The sequence below is a fragment of the Meinhardsimonia xiamenensis genome, from assembly GCF_900102905.1.
Lineage (GTDB): Bacteria > Pseudomonadota > Alphaproteobacteria > Rhodobacterales > Rhodobacteraceae > Meinhardsimonia > Meinhardsimonia xiamenensis.
Genome location: NZ_FNFV01000003.1, coordinates 380,831 through 398,877 on the forward strand (window position 1 = coordinate 380,831; position 18,047 = coordinate 398,877).

At 68.1% G+C, this 18,047-nt stretch carries 14 protein-coding genes; 10 read left to right on the top strand and 4 right to left on the bottom strand.

Annotated elements, in window-relative coordinates:
• Window position 1 precedes the first annotated feature (1 nt).
• Complete coding sequence (locus BLQ14_RS08615; protein ID WP_092500129.1) at window positions 2-433, bottom strand: VOC family protein; 432 nt, start codon at window positions 431-433, stop codon at window positions 2-4.
• Window positions 434-633: 200 nt separating this feature from the next.
• Here BLQ14_RS08615 and BLQ14_RS08620 point away from each other — a divergent pair, with 200 nt between their 5' ends.
• Window positions 634-1,218, top strand: coding sequence for an HNH endonuclease (locus BLQ14_RS08620; RefSeq protein ID WP_092500233.1), 585 nt, complete (start codon window positions 634-636; stop codon window positions 1,216-1,218).
• Between the two features lie 138 nt (window positions 1,219-1,356).
• Here the strand turns inward: BLQ14_RS08620 and BLQ14_RS08625 are convergent, their stop codons facing one another.
• A complete protein-coding gene (locus tag BLQ14_RS08625) occupies window positions 1,357-2,310 on the bottom strand; it encodes a radical SAM protein (protein WP_092500130.1) in 954 nt (317 codons plus the stop codon).
• 314 nt (window positions 2,311-2,624) lie between these two features.
• On the opposite strand from BLQ14_RS08625, the gene zwf reads away from it, so the two are divergent.
• Genes zwf through pgi form a run of 3 tightly spaced genes read left to right on the top strand, consistent with a single transcriptional unit; the run spans window position 2,625 to window position 6,365 of the window.
• Entirely contained in the window at window positions 2,625-4,079 is a 1,455-nt protein-coding gene (gene zwf / locus BLQ14_RS08630) for a glucose-6-phosphate dehydrogenase (RefSeq protein WP_092500234.1), read from the top strand.
• Window positions 4,076-4,750: a 6-phosphogluconolactonase gene (gene pgl / locus BLQ14_RS08635; RefSeq protein ID WP_092500131.1), complete on the top strand. Its 675-nt coding sequence runs from the start codon at window positions 4,076-4,078 to the stop codon at window positions 4,748-4,750. The genes zwf and pgl overlap by 4 nt, the downstream gene beginning before the upstream one ends.
• Before the next feature lie 4 nt (window positions 4,751-4,754).
• Window positions 4,755-6,365 (top strand): glucose-6-phosphate isomerase, encoded by a 1,611-nt coding sequence (gene pgi, locus BLQ14_RS08640; protein WP_092500132.1) that lies wholly within the window; start codon window positions 4,755-4,757, stop codon window positions 6,363-6,365.
• Between the two features lie 72 nt (window positions 6,366-6,437).
• Here the strand turns inward: pgi and BLQ14_RS08645 are convergent, their stop codons facing one another.
• Window positions 6,438-7,448 carry a TDT family transporter gene (locus tag BLQ14_RS08645; RefSeq protein ID WP_245657015.1) on the bottom strand — a complete coding sequence of 337 codons (1,011 nt, stop codon included), beginning with the start codon at window positions 7,446-7,448 and terminating at the stop codon, window positions 6,438-6,440.
• A gap of 286 nt (window positions 7,449-7,734) precedes the next feature.
• Here BLQ14_RS08645 and guaB point away from each other — a divergent pair, with 286 nt between their 5' ends.
• The 3 genes from guaB to BLQ14_RS08660 all read left to right on the top strand — a co-directional run bounded on the left by guaB (window position 7,735) and on the right by BLQ14_RS08660 (window position 12,960).
• On the top strand, window positions 7,735-9,183 hold the full coding sequence (guaB, locus tag BLQ14_RS08650; RefSeq protein ID WP_092500134.1) for an IMP dehydrogenase: 1,449 nt from the start codon (window positions 7,735-7,737) through the stop codon (window positions 9,181-9,183).
• Window positions 9,184-9,198: 15 nt separating this feature from the next.
• Complete coding sequence (locus BLQ14_RS08655; protein ID WP_092500135.1) at window positions 9,199-10,374, top strand: RsmB/NOP family class I SAM-dependent RNA methyltransferase; 1,176 nt, start codon at window positions 9,199-9,201, stop codon at window positions 10,372-10,374.
• 114 nt (window positions 10,375-10,488) lie between these two features.
• A complete protein-coding gene (locus BLQ14_RS08660) occupies window positions 10,489-12,960 on the top strand; it encodes an ATP-binding protein (RefSeq protein WP_245657016.1) in 2,472 nt (823 codons plus the stop codon).
• 79 nt (window positions 12,961-13,039) lie between these two features.
• Here the strand turns inward: BLQ14_RS08660 and BLQ14_RS08665 are convergent, their stop codons facing one another.
• Window positions 13,040-13,639 (bottom strand): gamma-glutamyl kinase, encoded by a 600-nt coding sequence (locus BLQ14_RS08665; protein WP_092500137.1) that lies wholly within the window; start codon window positions 13,637-13,639, stop codon window positions 13,040-13,042.
• A 195-nt stretch (window positions 13,640-13,834) separates the two neighbouring features.
• Here BLQ14_RS08665 and recA point away from each other — a divergent pair, with 195 nt between their 5' ends.
• The 3 genes from recA (at window position 13,835) to BLQ14_RS08680 (ending at window position 18,046) form a co-directional block, all read left to right on the top strand.
• A complete protein-coding gene (recA, locus tag BLQ14_RS08670) occupies window positions 13,835-14,902 on the top strand; it encodes a recombinase RecA (RefSeq protein WP_092500138.1) in 1,068 nt (355 codons plus the stop codon).
• 190 nt (window positions 14,903-15,092) lie between these two features.
• On the top strand, window positions 15,093-17,759 hold the full coding sequence (alaS, locus tag BLQ14_RS08675; RefSeq protein ID WP_092500139.1) for an alanine--tRNA ligase: 2,667 nt from the start codon (window positions 15,093-15,095) through the stop codon (window positions 17,757-17,759).
• Window positions 17,756-18,046, top strand: coding sequence for a DUF1330 domain-containing protein (locus BLQ14_RS08680; RefSeq protein ID WP_092500140.1), 291 nt, complete (start codon window positions 17,756-17,758; stop codon window positions 18,044-18,046). The genes alaS and BLQ14_RS08680 overlap by 4 nt, the downstream gene beginning before the upstream one ends.
• The last annotated feature ends 1 nt before the right edge of the window (window position 18,047 follow it).

The following is an 18,047-nucleotide window of genomic DNA, read 5'->3' on the forward strand; positions in this document are numbered from 1 at the left end:
CTCAGAAACCCCACAGCGCGGGCTCCGCCATCTCCAGCGAATTGCCGGCCGGGTCGCGGAAGTAGATCGAACGCGCCCCGTTCGGCCAGCGGAAGTCGGCCTCGATCGGATGGCCCGCGGCGGTGAGGCGTGCGGCCCATGCCTCGATCTCTTCCGCTTCGGCGGCAAAGCACAGATGCCCCGGCCCGCGCGCCCCGTGCCGCGGCACCGGCATGCGCGCGCCAGGGTCTTCTACTTCGGTGCGCGCGGGATTGAAGATGAGCAGGATCATCCGGCCGACACGGAAGAAGACATGCCGGTCGCCCTGCCGCAGCACGCGCTCCAGCGCCAGAACGCCGCCGTAGAATGCCTCGGCAGCGTCAAGATCGGGCGCATACAGGGCCGCCTCGAGCACGGCGGCGATGGGCGGGGCGTGCGGCAAGAGCTGTCTCATCGGGGCAAGCCTAACCGCACTTGCGCCGGCCTGTCATCTTCCTGTTGCGCCGGACGTTCAGGATGATCGGCGGAAACGCTTGATCTTGCGGGGCTTGCCCGATGCAGAGCGCGATATATAGTGAAGGTCAACGCATGGGGCGGCGCGTCCGGCCCCAGCGCCGCGGCCAGACGGCGAAAGGGGAGGAAGAGGGGCCGACCATGGACGGGGATTTCAGACGCGAATTCGTGCGCGAGCCGGCAAGTCTCAAGCACTGCCCCGCGCTTGTGCTCAATGCCGACTACCGGCCGCTCAGCTACTATCCCCTGTCGCTTTGGCCATGGCAGGAAGCGGTAAAGGCCGTCTTTCTCGACCGTGTCGATATTGTCGCCGAATACGACCGGGTGGTGCACAGTCCAACGATGGAGATACGCCTTCCCTCGGTGGTGGTTCTCAGGGATTACATCCAGCCCCAGAAGCGCGTGGCCTTCACGCGCTTCAATCTTTTTCTGAGGGATGAATTCTGCTGTCAGTATTGCGGCGCGCGCGGCGATCTCACCTTCGACCACGTGGTCCCGCGCTCGCGCGGGGGGCGCACGAGCTGGGAAAACGTCGTCGCCGCCTGCGGCCGCTGCAATCTCAGGAAAGGGGCGCGAAGCCTGCGGGAGGCCGGCATGAGCCTGATGCGCCCGCCGCGCCGGCCGAGCGCGGAGGAGCTCCGAAACATCGGCCGCAAGTTTCCGCCGAACCACCTGCACGACACCTGGCTCGACTTCCTGTACTGGGATGCCGAGCTCGAGGCGTGAGCGCGCCGCCGCCCTCTCTCCCGCTTCTGCCGGGCCTCGCCGATCCTGCCGCAGCGCCGCGCTCGTCGGACATCCCCTCCGGGGCATCATCCTGGTGCAAATACCCTCGCCGAAGGCGCGCCGCGTCAGCGGCGCCCCTCAGGCCGAGCAGCTTGCCCCGCCGAGGACGCAGAACTTGGCGCAATGGGGGTGGTTGAGCGCCACCGCGCCGCCCGCCTCGGCCAGAGTGCGGCCCATCTCGAAGCGCGGGTCGTAGGGCAGAAGCGTGCACGCCACGACCACCGGGTGTTCCGCGCCCTTGCGCTTGACCACCATGCGCGCGCTCGCGCACATCACCTCCCCGGGCGACTTGCCGAGGATTCCCCAGCAGGCCTCCGTGATCTCGGGCACATCGGCGTTTGCGTCCATCTCCGGGAAGATCACCAGCTGAGCGGGGTCGAAGGCGTCGATGCCAAGGCCTTCGGCCTCGAAAAGCGCGGCATAGCCCGCGCGTGCCTGCGCCTCGCTCTCGCCCCAGATGCTGCGGCCGGCGACGCTCATCCGCAGCCCCTCCCGCGCCAGCCAGTGCATGCCTTCAAGCGCCCGGTCAAAGCTGCCCGCGCCGCGCTCGGCGTCGTGCAGGGCGGGAGTGTAGTGATCGAGCGAGACGCGCAGCGTCAGCCGCGGCCCGAAGCGCGTGCCGAGCATGCGCAGCCCGGCCTGAAGGCGCGGCCGCATCATCGGGCGCATGGCATTGGTCAGCACCAGAACCTCGAATCCGCGCACAAGCGCCTCCTCGAGCATTTCGATGATCTCGGGGTTCATGAAAGGCTCTCCGCCGGTGAAGCCGATCTCCTTCACCGGAAGCCCTTCCCCGGCGATCTCGTCGAGATAGGCGACAACCTCGTCAAGACGGATATAGGCCAGCCTGTCGTTGACGGGCGAGCTTTCGATGTAGCAGTTCGCGCAGGTGATGTTGCACAGCGTGCCGGTGTTGATCCACAGGGTGCGCAGACGCTCGAGGCGCACCTTCGCACGGGGAGCGCCATCGGCCGTGCGGTCGGGGTCGGCGAATTTCGCCCTGTCCACGGTCGGCGCGTGCTGATCCTTCATTCCCTGCCTCCCTGTTGCCGTCGCGTCTGTCTTCGCCTGCGGGCGCCTTCCTTCCCGATTGCTAGCCTGCCGGGGGCAGCAGGAAAAGCCGGTGTGCACATTCATGACGGGACCGTGAAGCCTGCTTGTGGTGCCCGTCTCTGCTGCTAGACTTCGCGGCGCCCTTGGGTTAGAGGATCTGCCGTTAGCGCTAACATGCGCTTGCACGGGTTTTCTCACAACAGGCGCCGGCGGGGCGGTCCGCCGGCCGGGCACCGGGGAGATGTATGATGGCGCACGGACCGGTGCAGGACTGGCGGGAAGGGGCAAGGAAGATGGCATCGCGGGTGATCCCTGTGGACGTGTTCGATCTCGTGATTTTTGGCGGAACGGGCGATCTGGCGCGGCGGAAGATCCTGCCGGGCCTCTACCGGCGGTTCCGTGCCGGACAGATGCCGCGCGATGCCCGGATCATCGGCGCCGCTCGCTCCGAACTGGATGATGCAGGCTACCGCGCGCTGGTGGCCGAGGCGGTGCGCGAGCATCTCGAGCCGGAAAAGCGCGACGAGGAAAGCCTCGCCGCCTTCCTCGAGACGGTGCATTACGTGACCGTCGACGCGCGGGGAGATGCAGGCTGGAAGGAGCTCTGCGCGCTCATCCGCGAAGGCACGGTTCACGCCTTCTATTTCTCTGTCGCGCCGTCGCTTTTCGGCGATCTGGCCGAGCGGCTGCGTGCCCACCGGCTGGCCGATGGCAAGGCGCGGATCGTGGTCGAAAAGCCCTTCGGCCACGACCTCGAGAGCGCGCGCGAGCTCAATCGCACGCTCGCCCGCCACTTCGACGAAAGCCAGATCTATCGCATCGACCATTACCTGGGGAAAGAGACCGTCCAGAACCTGATGGCGGTGCGCTTCTCCAACATCCTCTTCGAGCCGTTGTGGAACGCGCAATACGTCGACCACATCCAGATCACCGTGGCCGAGACGGTGGGTGTGGCCGGCCGTGGCGAGTATTACGACAAGGCCGGCGCGCTGCGCGACATGGTGCAGAATCACATGATGCAGCTTCTGTGCCTGATCGCCATGGAACCGCCCTACCGCTTCGACCCTGACGCGGTGCGCGACGAGAAGCTGAAGGTGATCCGCGCGCTCAAGCCCCTCACCGCCCGCGACATCGTGCGTGGCCAGTATGACGCCGGCCCCGGCATTCCGAGCTACCGGGAGGATGTGGGCAATCCCGACAGTTTCACCGAGACCTTCGTGGCCATGAAGGTGGAGGTGTCGAACTGGCGCTGGGAGGGAACCCCCTTCTACATCCGCACCGGCAAGCGGCTGAAGGCGCGCGCCTCCGAGATCGCGGTGGTGTTCAGGGAGCCGCCGCACGCCATCTTCGGCCAGCCGCGCGACGGGCAGGGCAATGTGCTGGTGATCCGCCTCCAGCCCAATGAGGGGATCAATCTTTGGGTGCGGATCAAGGAGCCGGGACCGGGCGGCATGCGCCTTGTCGAGGTGCCGCTCGACATGTCCTTCGCCGAGGCGCTGGGCCCGGCGGCGGCGGAGGTGCCGGAGGCCTATGAGCGGCTGATCATGGATGTCATCCGCGGAAACCAGACGCTGTTCATGCGCGGCGACGAGGTCGAGGCCGCCTGGGCCTGGATCGATCCGCTGATTGCCGATTGCGAGAGCTGCGGCGAGCCGCCAATACTCTACGAGCCGGGAAGCTGGGGGCCCGAGGAATCGGCGATGCTGATGCATCGCGAGGGCCGGCGATGGAGGGAGATCAGGGAATGAAGCTCGTTGAGTATCCCGACCGGGAGATGCTGGCGATCGACCTGGCCAATCTTCTGGCCGGTGAGCTCAATCAGGCGCTGATGACGGGCGAGACCGCGAGCTTCGCGGTGCCCGGCGGCACCACGCCGGCGCCGATCTTCGACGCTCTGTGCGCGGCCGACCTGCCCTGGGAGCGCGTGCATGTGATGCCCACTGACGAGCGTTGGGTGCCGGAGGACGACGCACGCTCCAACGCGCGGCTCATTCGCGATCATCTGCTTGTGGAGCGCGCCGCGCGCGCCGAGTTCATCTCCTTCTTCGACGGCTCGCCCCGCCCCGAGGAGGCCGCCGAGCCGGTGGGGCGGAAAGTCGCGGCCGAACTGCCGCTGTCGATCGTGTTGCTCGGCATGGGGCAGGACATGCACACCGCCTCGCTCTTTCCCGACGACCCGCGGCTTGCCGAAGCGCTCGACCCGGACGCGCCGCCGGTGCTGGCCGTCTATCCCCCGTCCCAGCCCGAGCCGCGGCTGACGCTGACCGGGCCGGTGCTGACGGGGGCGATGTCGGTGCATGTGGTGATTACCGGAGAGGCCAAGCGGCGCGCGATCGAGGAGGCCGAACGCATCGGCGACCCGATGCGCGCACCGGTCGCGCTGGTCCTTGACGACGCAACGGTTCACTGGGCGGAGTGAGGTCATGACCCTTGAAGAGCTGCGGGCGCTCAGGGCCCGCCGCGGGGAAACCCGCATTCTCGATCTTTTTGCCGCTGATCCGTCCCGTGCGCAGCGCTTCTCGGTGCGCGCCGAGGGGCTGGTTTTCGATTACTCCAAGACCGACATCGACGTCGAGGCGAGGGCCGGGCTTCTGGCGCTGGCCGGGGCGGCCGGTGTTGCCGAGCGCCGGGAGGCGATGTTCACTGGCCAGAAGATCAACGAAACCGAGGGGCGGGCCGTGCTCCACACGGCGCTGCGCGATCCCGACGGCGCGCCGGTGATCGTCGATGGCGAGGACGTCAAGCCGTTCATCCGCGAGACGCTGGCGCGCATGAACGCATTTGCCGAAGGGGTGCGCAGCGGCGCCATACGGGCGCCCGGCGGCGCGGCCTTCACCGATGTCGTCAACATCGGCATCGGCGGCTCAGACCTTGGCCCGGCGATGGCCGTGCGCGCGCTTGCGCCCTACCATGACGGGCCGCGCTGCCATTTCGTCTCCAACATCGACCCGGCGCATCTGACCGACACGCTGGCCGGGCTGCGGCCGGAGACGACGCTTGTCATCGTCGCCTCCAAGACCTTCACCACGCTGGAGACGATGGAGAACGCGCGCGCGGCGCGCGACTGGATGGCCGCGGGCGTTGGTCAGGCGGCAGCCGGGGGGCATTTCGCCGCGATCTCCTCGGCGGTCGAGAAGGCGAGGGCGTTCGGCATCGCGCCCGAGCGGGTGTTCGGTTTCGGCGATTATGTCGGGGGACGCTATTCCGTCTGGGGGCCGATCGGGCTGAGCCTGATGCTGGCGATCGGGCCGGAGCGCTTCGGTGAATTCCTCGCGGGCGGGCGGGCGATGGACAACCATTTCCGCACTGCCCACGGCAAGGCCAACATGCCGCTGATGCTGGGGCTTGTCGGTATCTGGCACAACCAGGTCTCGGGTCATGCCACCCGTGCGGTGCTGCCCTATGAGGAGCGGCTGGCGCGGCTGCCGGCCTATCTGCAGCAGCTCGAGATGGAATCGAACGGCAAGCGGGTGACGATGGACGGCAGACCGCTGTCCGAGCACTCGGGGCCGGTGGTGTGGGGCGAACCGGGAACCAACGGCCAGCACGCCTTCTTTCAGCTCATCCATCAGGGCACGCGGGTGGTTCCCTGCGAGTTCATGGTGGGTTGCGAGGGGCATGAGCCCGAGCTGGCGCATCAGCACCGTCTCTTGCAGGCCAACTGTCTTGCCCAGTCGGAGGCGCTGATGCGCGGACGCAGCCTTGAGGAGGCGCGGGCGATGCTGGCGGGCCGGTACGAGGGCGCCGAGCTTGAGCGCCAGGCGGCGCATCGCGTCTTTCCCGGCAACCGGCCGTCGACGACGCTTGTCTATCCCAGGCTGACGCCCCGGGTGCTTGGCCAGATCATCGCGCTCTATGAACACCGGGTCTTCGTGGAGGGGGTGATCCTTGGCATCAACTCCTTCGATCAATGGGGCGTGGAGCTTGGCAAGGAGCTCGCGCTCTCGCTTGCGCCGGTGATGGCCGGAGAAGCCGAGCCGGAGGGGCGGGACGGCTCGACGCGCATGCTGGTCGAGGTGTTGCGCGGCCGCTAGCCGGTCCGGCGCGGGGCCCGTGCCGGCCGTGGCGCGAGTGGGTATTTTCACCAGGATGATGACAGGGGTCGCTCAGGCCTGCGCGGCGTTGGTTCGGGCGGCAAGGATCCCCGTCGCCCACATCTGCAGCACCTTTGCCGCGATGGGCGGGATCACGACCGTCGCGCCGATGAGGGCCAGCGCGCCGATGGTGCCGAACAGCGGCGCGCCGGGCACCGGCAGTGTCGCGAGGGTGAGCAGGAGGCTGGCGAAGCCCGCCAGCGGAAAGGTGAAGGCGCCCCAGAAGGGGGAGAAACCGGCCTCGGTGAGAAAGCGGATGCGGGCAAGAAGCGCAGCGAGCACGAGAGTCGCCAGGATACCGAAGGCGAACGCGATCATCGGCTTGCCGAAGCCCGCCGCCGTCATGCCGAACAGCGCAAGCGGCGCGAGGTGGATGGCGAGCAGCGGGCGCAGTGGCGCGGGCGGGCTCTGCCGCGCGAGTTGGGCAATGCTGACGGCGTAGACGATGCCGGCCATGATCGCCGCGAATACGGTGCAGAGCTGCGCCAGCGCGACCAGCCCGAGCGGCAGCGCCGCGATCGGGGCGAGGATGAAGCCCACGAAGGTCAGGTGCCATGCGGGCGTGACGTGGCGCTGTTCTGCCGGGCCGGTGGCAATTGCCCAGGCCGACAGCACGGCGATGAGCGCGTGGCACGCCACCGCGCCCCCGAGCACCACGCCTGCCAGGCCGGGCGCATGAGGAACGAGCGCTGCGGCAACGAGCATGGCGCCCTGTGTAATTGCCGCGACCCCGGCGCGGCCGGGAAGAATCCTGAGCTCATCGAGCAGCACCCCGGGGCGTCGCGCGACCTTCGCGAGGTAGGCGAGGGCGGCGAAGGTCCACAGAAGGGTGACCGCGCCGAGAACGAGCTCACCCACCGCCGCCGGAACCCCGAGGGCCTCGGCGGCGCGCCGCCAGGCGAGGCCGAGCCCCAGGAGGCCGAACAAGACCGGAAAGATCGCCGGCGGCGTGCGGCTGAAGAGCGGCGCAGGCGCGGGTGGCATGGTGCGGGAGACCGTGGGGCGCAGTCGGGAGGCTTTCATCGGTTGCAACCTTGCTGGGGAGCGGCGCGGGGGTGCGGTGCAGCGTAGCGGCGGCGAGGGCGAATTTCCATGCCGTTTCTTGAATGTGATGGAGCGGGCCGGTCCGGCGATGTTTTCCCGGACGATCGGGCGCCGCCCGGCAGGGCCAGGTGAGCATGCCGTGCCCCGCCGGCATTGAGGCGAGAGGCGAGGGCCGGGGCAGAAGCCGGGCCGGCGCCTCACCCCCTTTTCATCTGCCTTCAGCCGTGAAATAGGGAGCCGCCAAACGATGCTCCCGGAGGACCCCATGGAGATTCGCGAGGCGCTTACCTTCGATGACGTTCTTCTCGTGCCCCAGGCCTCGAACGTGCTTCCGGCCGAGGCGGATGTGCGCACCCGCGTCACCCGCCGCATTGCGCTCAACATCCCGCTCTTGAGCTCGGCGATGGACACGGTTACCGAGGCGCGCATGGCCATTGCCATGGCCCAGGCTGGCGGCATGGGGGTGATCCACCGCAACCTTTCGATCGAGGAGCAGGCGCGCGAGGTGCGTCGCGTCAAGCGCTTCGTCTCGGGCATCGTCTACAACCCGATCACCCTCAAGCCCGATCAGACGCTTGCCGACGCGAAGGCGCTCATGGAGCGTTACAACGTCACCGGCTTTCCGGTTGTCGATGACGCGGGTCGCGTGGTTGGCATCGTCACCAACCGCGACATGCGCTTTGCCAGTGACGACAACACCCCGGTGCGGGTGATGATGACCGCCGAAAACCTCGCGGTGATGACCGAGCCGGTGGATCTTGACGAGGCGAAGAGCCTGATGCGCGCGCGCCGCATCGAGAAACTCCTTGTCACCGACGGCACGGGCAAGCTCACCGGGCTTCTGACGCTGAAGGACACCGAGCAGGCGGTGCTGAACCCGCAGGCCTGCAAGGACGAGCTCGGCCGGCTGCGCGTGGCCGCGGCAACGACGGTGGGCGATGCAGGCTTCGAGCGCTCCAAGGCGCTCATCGAGGCCGAGTGCGACCTCATTGTCATCGACACGGCGCATGGCCACTCGGCGGCGGTGGCCGAGGCGGTGGAGCGGATCAAGCGGCTCTCGAACGACGTGCAGGTGGTGGCCGGCAACGTCGCCACCGCCGAGGCCACGCGGGCGTTGATCGACGCGGGAGCGGACGCGGTGAAGGTCGGCATCGGTCCGGGCTCGATCTGCACCACGCGGATGGTCGCGGGCGTGGGCGTGCCGCAGCTGACGGCGATCATGGACTGCGCGGCGGAGGCGGGCGACATTCCCGTCATCGCCGATGGCGGCATCAAGTATTCGGGCGACTTCGCCAAGGCCATCGCGGCGGGGGCATCTTGCGCGATGGTGGGGTCGATGCTTGCCGGCACCGATGAGAGCCCCGGCGAAGTGATCCTCTACCAGGGCCGCTCATTCAAGGCCTATCGCGGCATGGGCTCGCTCGGCGCCATGGCCCGCGGCTCGGCCGACCGCTACTTCCAGAAGGATGCCGCGTCCGACAAGCTGGTGCCGGAAGGCGTTGAGGGCCAAGTGCCCTACAAGGGGCCGGCGGCGGGGGTGATCCACCAGCTCGTCGGGGGCCTGCGCGCGGCGATGGGCTACACCGGCTGCCGGACCATCGACGAGATGCGGACAAACTGCCGCTTCGTGCGCATCACCGGTGCGGGGCTGAAGGAAAGCCACGTCCACGACGTGCAGATCACCCGCGAGAGCCCCAACTACCGGGCCTTCTGAGGCGCTCCGCGGGCCATGACCCCCGCCGCCCGTGCCGCTGCCGCCATCGAGCTCATCGACGCCTGGGCCGAGGGCGCTCCGGTGGAAAGGCTGCTGACCAACTGGGCGCGGGCCGCGCGCTATGCCGGCTCGTCCGACCGCCGCGCCGTGCGCGATCTGGTCTTCGACGTGCTGCGCCGGCGCCGCTCTGCCGGCTGGATGGGGGGCGGCGAGAGCGGCCGCGCGCTCGTGCTGGGGTTGTGTCGGCTCGAGGGCATCGCCCCCGACTCGCTCTTTACCGGCGCCGCTCATGCTCCTGCGCCACTGAGCGGGATCGAGCGCGAGTCGCCTGCCCCGCTCGCAGATGCGCCTCTTCCCGTGCGGCTCGACTGGCCCGATTGGCTCTGGGAAGCGGCGGTGGCAAGCCTTGGCGAAGCGCTGGAGCCTGCGCTCGAGGCACTGCGCCATCGCGCGCCCGTCACTGTGAGGGTCAACCTCGCCCGGATGTCCCGCGAAGAGGCGCTTGCCCGCCTCGCCGAGGCGGGGCTCGCCGCGCGGCCGGTGCACGGCGTGTCGGGTGCGGTCGTGATCGAAGGCGAGGCGCGCGGCCTCAAGGGGCTCGACCTCTGGCGCGACGGGCTGATCGAGCTGCAGGATGCGGCGAGCCAGGCGCTGGTGGAGGCGCTGCCGCTCGTCCCCGGCATGCGCGTGCTCGACCTGTGCGCGGGCGGCGGCGGCAAGACGCTGGCAATGGCCGCGCGGGCCGAGATCGCCGTGTTTGCACATGATGCGCATCCCGCGCGGATGCGCGATCTGCCGCGCCGGGCGTCGCGGGCCGGAATTGCGCCGCGAATTCTCCCGGAGCCGAAGGCGCCGGAGCGTCACGCGCCCTACGACGTCGTGCTCGCCGACGTGCCCTGCTCGGGCAGCGGCGCCTGGGCGCGCAACCCCGAGGGAAAGTGGAGGCTGACGCGGGACGGGTTCGAACAGCTGGTTGCAACCCAGCGCGGCATCCTCGCGCGCGCCGCGGCTCTGGTGCGGCCCGGCGGAGCGCTTGCTTACGCCACCTGCTCGCTCCTCGATTCGGAGAATCGCGACCAGATCGCGCGCCTTCTCGCCCGGTCGACGGGCTGGACGCTTGAACAGGAGCGCCGCTGGCTGCCCGGCGCTCCGGGAGACGGCTTTTACCTCGCCGTCCTGCGCAAGGCTTGACGCAAGGCCCGCCAGGCGGGAAGCTCAACCCAAGGTGGCATTTGCGCCACGTTTAATCCCGATTTAACCCGGCTTGGGCAAGAACCGTCCGGGCAGGCGGGGAGGGCAAGCAAAGTGGCGGAAACCGCAATTGCCGCCGGAGACACGGCACACAGGGAAGCGACGCTGCGCCGGCGCATGTTGCTGGCGCTCGCCGCCGCGGTTTCGGTTCTCGCCGCCTCGCTGCTCGTTCGGGACGAGCGCACCGCATTTCTGCTCGCGGTGCTCGCCGGGGTCGTTGCGCTGCCGCCCGCCTGGCTTGCGCTGCGCCCCTGCCTTGCCGCCTGGCGCAGACGGCACCTGACGGAAGCCCTTGATGCGCTCGTTGAGGCCGATTTTGCCGCCGCGGTCATCACCGACGGCGATGGCGCCGTGGTTTGCTGCAATGGCGTGGCGCGCGAGCACTTCGATATCGAACCGGGGCAGCCCATGGCGCAAGCCATGTCAAGCCGCCTCGCCGGCGCCGGCGGGCTCCTGCGGCAATTGCGGCGGGCGGCGGCAACTCACGGGATGGCCTGTCAGGACATCGCGGGGATGCGCCGGCCGCTGCGGGTGGCGGTTCGCCCGCTGCCGGTAGGCGATCGCTTTCTGTGGCGCTTCGAGGAGGGGCGGGCCTTCATCGACACGGGCAAGGATGCGGCGAGCCTGCCTTCCTTCCTGCTCGACGCCGAGGGCCGCCGGATCCTCGAGACGAACGCGGCGTTTCGGGAAATGCTGGCCGAGCCGGTCATGCGGCTGGAGCAGGTTCTCGTCGACCCGCCGCTGAGGCCAGGTGAAGTGCATGTGCTGCGCACGCGCCAGGGCGTGATGGCCATGCGGCTTCTGCCCCAGCCTCAGCCGACGGGCGAAACGCGCTATCATCTCGTTCCGGGCGAGCCGGGGCCGGGGGCGTGGACGCAGTTCGATCTGTTGCCGGTGCCGATCCTCAAGCTCACGCCGCGAGGCAGGATCCTCGTGGCCAATCGCCCCGCGCGGGGACTGCTTGGCCTCGAGGGGGTCATCGGTGCCGAACTCGCCGACCTCGTGGAAGGGCTTGGCCGGCCGGTGGAGGAGTGGCTTCTCGACATCGCCGAGGGGCGCGGGGTGACGCGGCCGGAGGTGGTGCGCGCAACACGGCATGAGAAGGAGGTCTATCTGCAGATCGCCGTGCGCCCCATGCAGGACGGCGGCGGTCAGGCATTGCTGGCGGTGCTTTCCGACGCCACCGAGCTCAAGACCCTCGAGGCGCAGTTCGTGCAGAGCCAGAAGATGCAGGCGATCGGTCAGCTTGCCGGCGGGGTCGCTCATGATTTCAACAACCTCCTGACCGCGATCAGCGGCCATTGCGACCTGTTGCTGCTGCGCCATGATTCGAGCGACCCGGACTATGGCGATCTGATGCAGATCAGTCAGAACGCCAATCGCGCCGCAAGCCTCGTGAGCCAGCTTCTGGCTTTTTCCCGCAAGCAGACGCTGGAGCTCAGGCCGCTCGATCTGCGCGACACGCTGGCGGAGATGACGCATCTGCTCAACCGCCTGGTCGGCGAAAAGATCCGCCTGACGGTCCGCCACGACCCCGATCTTGGCCATATCAGGGCCGATCGCAGACAGCTCGAGCAGGTCGTGATGAACCTCGTGGTCAATGCGCGCGACGCCATGCCGGAAGGCGGCGAGATCGCGATAGAAACGGAGATGTGCCGACTCGCCGAGCCATTGAAGCGCGACCGCGCCACCGTGCCCGCCGGGAATTACGTTCTCGTCAAGGTGCGCGACCAGGGCCACGGCATAGAGCCGGAGAAGATTTCGAAGATCTTCGAGCCGTTCTTCACCACCAAGCGCACCGGAGAGGGCACTGGCCTTGGCCTTTCGACGGCCTATGGGATCGTCAAGCAATCCGGCGGTTTCATCTTTGCCGACAGCGTGATTGGCGAGGGCACATGCTTCAGCATGTATTTTCCGAGCTGCCCGGCGCCTGCGCTCGAGGCATCGGCGCCGTCCCGCGCCCCGGCAGCCGCGCCCGACGGGGGGAGCGAGCCGCGGCCGTCGTCGCATGGGGGCGGGGTGGTCGGCGGTCCTTCACCCGCCACGCCTGAAGCGGCGGTGATACTTCTCGTCGAGGACGAGGCGCCGGTGCGTGCCTTTGCCGCGCGCGCGCTGCGGCTGCGGGGGCACAGCGTTCTGGAAGCGGACAGCGCCGAAGCCGCGCTGGAGATGCTGCAGGACCCCTCCCTTCGCGTGGACGTGTTCGTCACCGATGTCGTCATGCCCGGCCGCGATGGCCCCAGCTGGGTGGCCGAAGCGTTGACCCTGCGGCCCGCCGCCCGGGTGATCTTCGTCTCCGGTTATTCGGAAGACGCGCTGACGCGCCAGCGCAGCCGCATCCCGAACGCGGCGTTTCTCCAGAAGCCATTCTCACTCGCCGAGCTGACGGCGGCGGTTCAGGAGCAGCTTGCCATGCACGCCGCGGAGGCGGGTACCACGGAGGAGAACGTAACGGAGGCGGGCGTAACGGAGACGGGCAATTGGGAGGCGGCACCTGCCCGGCACGGTGCCTCGTCGCCGGCATGATCCGGCCACCTGGCCGACGGCTGACGGCCTGTCGGGCGTCACAATCCCGCTTCCGGCAACGGTCGCGCCGAAATGACCATCAGCCGGAGCGCGCCTGCTCCCAGACCTGGAATTCCTCCGCGCGTTCGGCCTGCAAGCGCGCGATGAGCCGCGGCCGAAGAGTGAGCTCGGCGGCCGGCGATTCGTTGAGCCGCTTCAGGCGGATCTCCCGATTGAGGCGTTTTTCGAGAAAGGTCAGCAGCGCAGGCAGCGCCTCGTAGCGGAACAGGTGGTCCACGGCTATGCGACCGTCGCTGTCGGTCAGGAACTTGGCCTGGCTGCCCACCTCGGCGAAGGGAGGACGGCGGCGCTTGAGATAGGCGCGAACGAAATCATTGAAGCTCATCCCCCGCGTGGAATTCGGATGCCCCTCCAGCTCGGCGCGGGATCGGTAGCGATACCAGCTCCCCAGCCAGTCCACCGGGTGGCGCACCACCGCGACGGTCTCGAAATCGTCCGCTCCACAGGCAGCGAAATACGGGGCCAGAAAGCGCCGGAACCGGTAGGCGGGCGTATGCTTGATGACCGGAGGGTCGGTCAGTGCAATGCCGGCCACCGGCCGCAGGGCCATTTCCAGCGCCGTCGAGCCGGTCTTCGGCGTAGCGAAGAAGACGAGCCTTTCCTCCCAGAAAACAAGCACTTGTGGGCACCTCTCCGAGCAACGCCATCCGTCTCGGCGATGTAAACTAACCATTAAGCGAATTCGCCGAAAGTCGGGATGCCGAAAATTCCTGTTGAAATGTTCGCTTTTTGATCTCATGAATGATGGGAACAAGAAGCGAACGAACGCGGCGATGGACGGCCGCGGCAGGCTGTGAAATAAGGACCCGGGCTGATGGCAACGGCAGATCTTCTCTCGATGAGTGACAAGCGCATGGCAGACAGGCAGAAGGCGCTCGATTCGGCGCTGGCTCAGATTGAGCGGCAGTTCGGCAAGGGCTCGATCATGAGGCTGGGTGCCGACAACCCGGTGACCGAGATCGAGGCAACCTCGACGGGCTCGCTGGGGCTGGACATCGCGCTTGGCATCGGCGGCTTGCCCAAGGGGCGGATCATAGAGATCTACGGCCCGGAAAGCTCGGGCAAGACGACGCTGACGCTGCACTGCATCGCCGAGGAGCAGAAGAAGGGCGGCATCTGCGCCTTCGTCGACGCCGAGCACGCGCTCGACCCGCTCTATGCGAAGAAGCTGGGGGTCAACCTCGACGAGCTCTTGATCAGCCAGCCCGACACCGGCGAGCAGGCGTTGGAGATCACCGATACGCTGGTGCGCTCGGGTGCGGTATCGATGGTGGTGGTCGATTCGGTGGCCGCTCTCACACCCAAGAGCGAGCTCGAGGGCGACATGGGCGACTCGAACGTCGGGCTGCATGCGCGGCTGATGAGCCAGGCGATGCGCAAGCTCACGGCCTCGATCGCGCGCTCGAACTGCATGGTGATCTTCATCAACCAGATCCGCATGAAGATCGGCGTGATGTTCGGCAGCCCCGAGACCACGACCGGCGGCAATGCGCTGAAGTTCTATGCCTCTGTGCGGCTCGACATCCGCCGGATCGGCCAGATCAAGGACCGTGACGAGGTCGTGGGCAACGTCACACGGGTCAAGGTGGTCAAGAACAAGGTCGCCCCGCCGTTCAAGCAGGTCGAGTTCGACATCATGTACGGCGAGGGCATCTCGAAGACCGGCGAGCTGCTCGACCTTGGGGTGAAGGCCGGCGTGGTCGAGAAGTCCGGCGCCTGGTATTCCTACGGCGACGAGCGCATCGGGCAGGGGCGCGAGAACGCCAAGCAGTTCCTCAAGGAACATCCCGAGATGGCTGCGGAGATCGAGGACAAGATCCGCGCCGCGCACGGCCTCGACTTCCATGTCACCGATGATGACGACGCGGTGATGGAGGGCTGAGGGGCTCTCGCGAGGCGCGGCCCCCGCCCCCCTGCACGAGACGGCCCGGCCCAGGACCCCGCGGGCCGAGGCCGCGCATCGTCGTCTCCGGCACGCCGCTTCCGCCTGCGGCGGCGGGGCTGTGGACAGCCCCGCGCCGGGGGGATAAACGGGATCGATCCTTGCTCATCACCCGGATGACCCTTGCGCCATGACCAGTCTCAACGACATCCGCACCACCTTCCTCGACTACTTCAGGCGCAACGGCCATGAGGTCGTGCCCTCCTCGCCGCTTGTGCCGCGCAATGACCCGACGCTCCTGTTCACCAACTCGGGAATGGTGCAGTTCAAGAACGTCTTCACCGGCGTCGAGCACCGCCCCTACACGCGCGCCACCACCGCCCAGAAATGCGTGCGCGCGGGCGGCAAGCACAACGATCTCGACAATGTCGGCTACACCGCGCGTCACCATACCTTCTTCGAGATGCTGGGGAATTTCTCCTTCGGCGACTATTTCAAGGAGGCGGCGATCCCCTTTGCCTGGGATCTGATCACCAAGGAATTCGGCCTCGACCCCGATCGGCTGCTGGTGACGGTCTATCACACCGACGACGAGGCGGCGGCGATCTGGAAGAAGCACGCGGGTCTGCCCGACGAGCGGATCATCCGCATTCCCACCGATGACAATTTCTGGATGATGGGCCCGACCGGCCCGTGCGGCCCCTGTTCGGAGATCTTCTACGATCACGGTCCCGAGATTCCGGGCGGGCCGCCGGGCAGCCCTGACGAGGACGGCGACCGCTTCATCGAGATCTGGAACCTCGTCTTCATGCAGTTCGAGCGGTTCGAGGACGGCACGCAGAGGGATCTGCCGCGCCCGTCCATCGACACCGGCATGGGGCTTGAGCGCATGGCCGCCGTGCTGCAGGGCGTGCATGACAACTACGACACCGACCTGTTCCGCTCGCTGATCGAGGCCTCCGCCAACGCCTCGCGCACCGAGCCCTACGGGCCGGGCCGCCTGCATCACCGGGTGATCGCGGACCACCTGCGCTCCACGTCATTTCTGATCGCCGATGGGGTGATGCCCTCGAACGAGGGGCGCGGCTATGTGCTGCGCCGGATCATGCGCCGGGCGATGCGGCATGCGCATATGCTGGGGGTGGACGAGCCCTTGATGTACCGGCTGGTGCCCGAACTCGTGCGCCAGATGGGCCAGGCCTACCCCGAGCTCGGCCAGGCGCAGCCGCTGATCGAGGAGACGCTGAAGCTCGAGGAAACGCGCTTCCGCCAGACACTCGATCGCGGCCTGCGCATTCTCGACGAGGAGCTGGCGAAGCTGCCCGACGGCGCACCGCTGCCGGGCGAGGTGGCGTTCCGGCTCTATGACACCTACGGATTCCCGCTCGACCTCACCCAGGACGCGCTGCGCGAGCGCGGGCGTGGCGTGGATGTCGAGGGTTTCGAGCGCGCCATGGCCGAACAGAAGGAGCGCGCGCGCGCCGCGTGGGCCGGGTCGGGCGAGCAGAAGGATGCCGCCATCTGGTTCGAGATTGCCGAGGCGCACGGGCCGACCGAATTCCTCGGCTACGACACGGAAACGGCCGAGGGGCAAATCCTGGCCGTGGTGCGCGACGGGCAGAAGGTGAACGAGGCGGGGCAGGGGCAGAGCGTGCAGATCGTGCTCAACCAGACGCCCTTCTACGCCGAGGCGGGCGGTCAGGTGGGGGACACCGGCTGGCTTGTCACCGACAAGGGACGCGCGCGGATCATCGACACGCAGAAGTCGGCGGGGGTGTTCATCCACCATGCCGAGGTGGTTGAGGGAACCATCCGCCCCGGCGATGCCGCGAAGCTTGAGGTGGACCATGCCCGGCGCGCGGCCATCCGCGCCAACCATTCGGCGACTCACCTGCTGCACGAGGCGCTCAGGCGCGCGCTCGGGCCCCACGTGGCCCAGCGCGGCTCGCTCAACGCGCCGGACCGGCTGCGCTTCGACTTCAGTCATTCCGCGGCGCTGACGCGCGAGGAGATTGACCGCGTCGAGCGCGAGGTGAACGCCTACATCCGCCAGGACGCGCCCGTCGAGACGCGCATCATGACGCTCGAGGAAGCGCGAGCGATCGGAGCGCAGGCGCTATTCGGCGAGAAATACGGCGACGAGGTGCGCGTCGTCTCCATGGGCTGGGCCGAGAAGGGTGCGGGGCCCGACGGGCACACCTATTCGATCGAACTTTGCGGCGGCACGCATGTGCGGCGCACCGGCGAGATCGGGGTTTTCGTCGTGGTCAGCGAGAGTGCCTCGGCGGCAGGGGTCCGCCGCATCGAGGCGCTCACCGGCGAGAAGGCCTTCGAATACATCAACGAGATGCAGACGCGCATGGCCGAGCTGACCGAGCTTCTGCGCTGCGGGCAGGCGGAGGTGGTCGACCGCGTGCGTGCGCTCATCGAGGAGCGCAAGGCGCTGAACAACGAGGTGGCGCAGCTGCGGCGCGAGCTTGCCCTTGCCGGCGGCGCCGGGCAGGGCGCGGGCGCTGAGGCGCGCGAGATCGGCGGGGTGAAGTTTCTCGCGCAGGTGCTGAAGGGCGTCTCGGGCAAGGAACTGCCGGCGCTCATTGACGAGCACAAGGCCCGTCTCGGCTCTGGCGCGATCCTGCTCATCGCCGACACCGATGGGAAGGCGGCGGTGGCTGCCGGCGTCACATCCGACCTGACCGATCGGATCTCGGCGGTCGAGATGGTGCGCACTGCCGTGGCCGAACTGGGCGGCAAGGGCGGCGGCGGCCGGCCCGATCTTGCACAGGGCGGCGGGCGCGATGCCTCGCGCGCGGATGCGGCCATCGCCGCAGTGGAGAAGCTTCTGGAGGAGGGGAAATGAGCGCGCTCTGGATCGCCCATGTGAAGGTGACCGACGAGGAGGCCTATGCCCGCTATGCCGCCCTTGCCACGGAGGCGATCGCCGAGCATGGCGGCGTCTTCCTCGCCCGCGGCGGGCGCTATGTGCAGCTCGAGGGCCCCGACCGGCCGCGCAACGTGGTGGCGCGCTTCCCTTCGGTGGAGGCGGCCGTCGCCTGTTACAACTCCCCCCGCTACCAGGAGGCGCTCTCCCACGCGCGCGGCGCGGCCGAGCGCGAGCTGGTGATCGTGGAGGAGTTCGAAAGCTGAG

What these genes read in the sequence shown, in the direction of transcription:
- BLQ14_RS08645 (WP_245657015.1), bottom strand. Translation starts at nt 7,448, where the DNA reads ATGAAAGCCTCCCGACTGCGCCCCACGGTCTCCCGCACCATGCCACCC.
- BLQ14_RS08680 (WP_092500140.1), top strand. Translation starts at nt 17,756, where the DNA reads ATGAGCGCGCTCTGGATCGCCCATGTGAAGGTGACCGACGAGGAGGCC.
- pgl (WP_092500131.1), top strand. Translation starts at nt 4,076, where the DNA reads ATGAAGCTCGTTGAGTATCCCGACCGGGAGATGCTGGCGATCGACCTG.
- alaS (WP_092500139.1), top strand. Translation starts at nt 15,093, where the DNA reads ATGACCAGTCTCAACGACATCCGCACCACCTTCCTCGACTACTTCAGG.
- guaB (WP_092500134.1), top strand. Translation starts at nt 7,735, where the DNA reads ATGGAGATTCGCGAGGCGCTTACCTTCGATGACGTTCTTCTCGTGCCC.
- BLQ14_RS08620 (WP_092500233.1), top strand. Translation starts at nt 634, where the DNA reads ATGGACGGGGATTTCAGACGCGAATTCGTGCGCGAGCCGGCAAGTCTC.
- pgi (WP_092500132.1), top strand. Translation starts at nt 4,755, where the DNA reads ATGACCCTTGAAGAGCTGCGGGCGCTCAGGGCCCGCCGCGGGGAAACC.
- BLQ14_RS08615 (WP_092500129.1), bottom strand. Translation starts at nt 433, where the DNA reads ATGAGACAGCTCTTGCCGCACGCCCCGCCCATCGCCGCCGTGCTCGAG.
- BLQ14_RS08655 (WP_092500135.1), top strand. Translation starts at nt 9,199, where the DNA reads ATGACCCCCGCCGCCCGTGCCGCTGCCGCCATCGAGCTCATCGACGCC.
- recA (WP_092500138.1), top strand. Translation starts at nt 13,835, where the DNA reads ATGGCAACGGCAGATCTTCTCTCGATGAGTGACAAGCGCATGGCAGAC.
- zwf (WP_092500234.1), top strand. Translation starts at nt 2,625, where the DNA reads ATGGCATCGCGGGTGATCCCTGTGGACGTGTTCGATCTCGTGATTTTT.
- BLQ14_RS08625 (WP_092500130.1), bottom strand. Translation starts at nt 2,310, where the DNA reads ATGAAGGATCAGCACGCGCCGACCGTGGACAGGGCGAAATTCGCCGAC.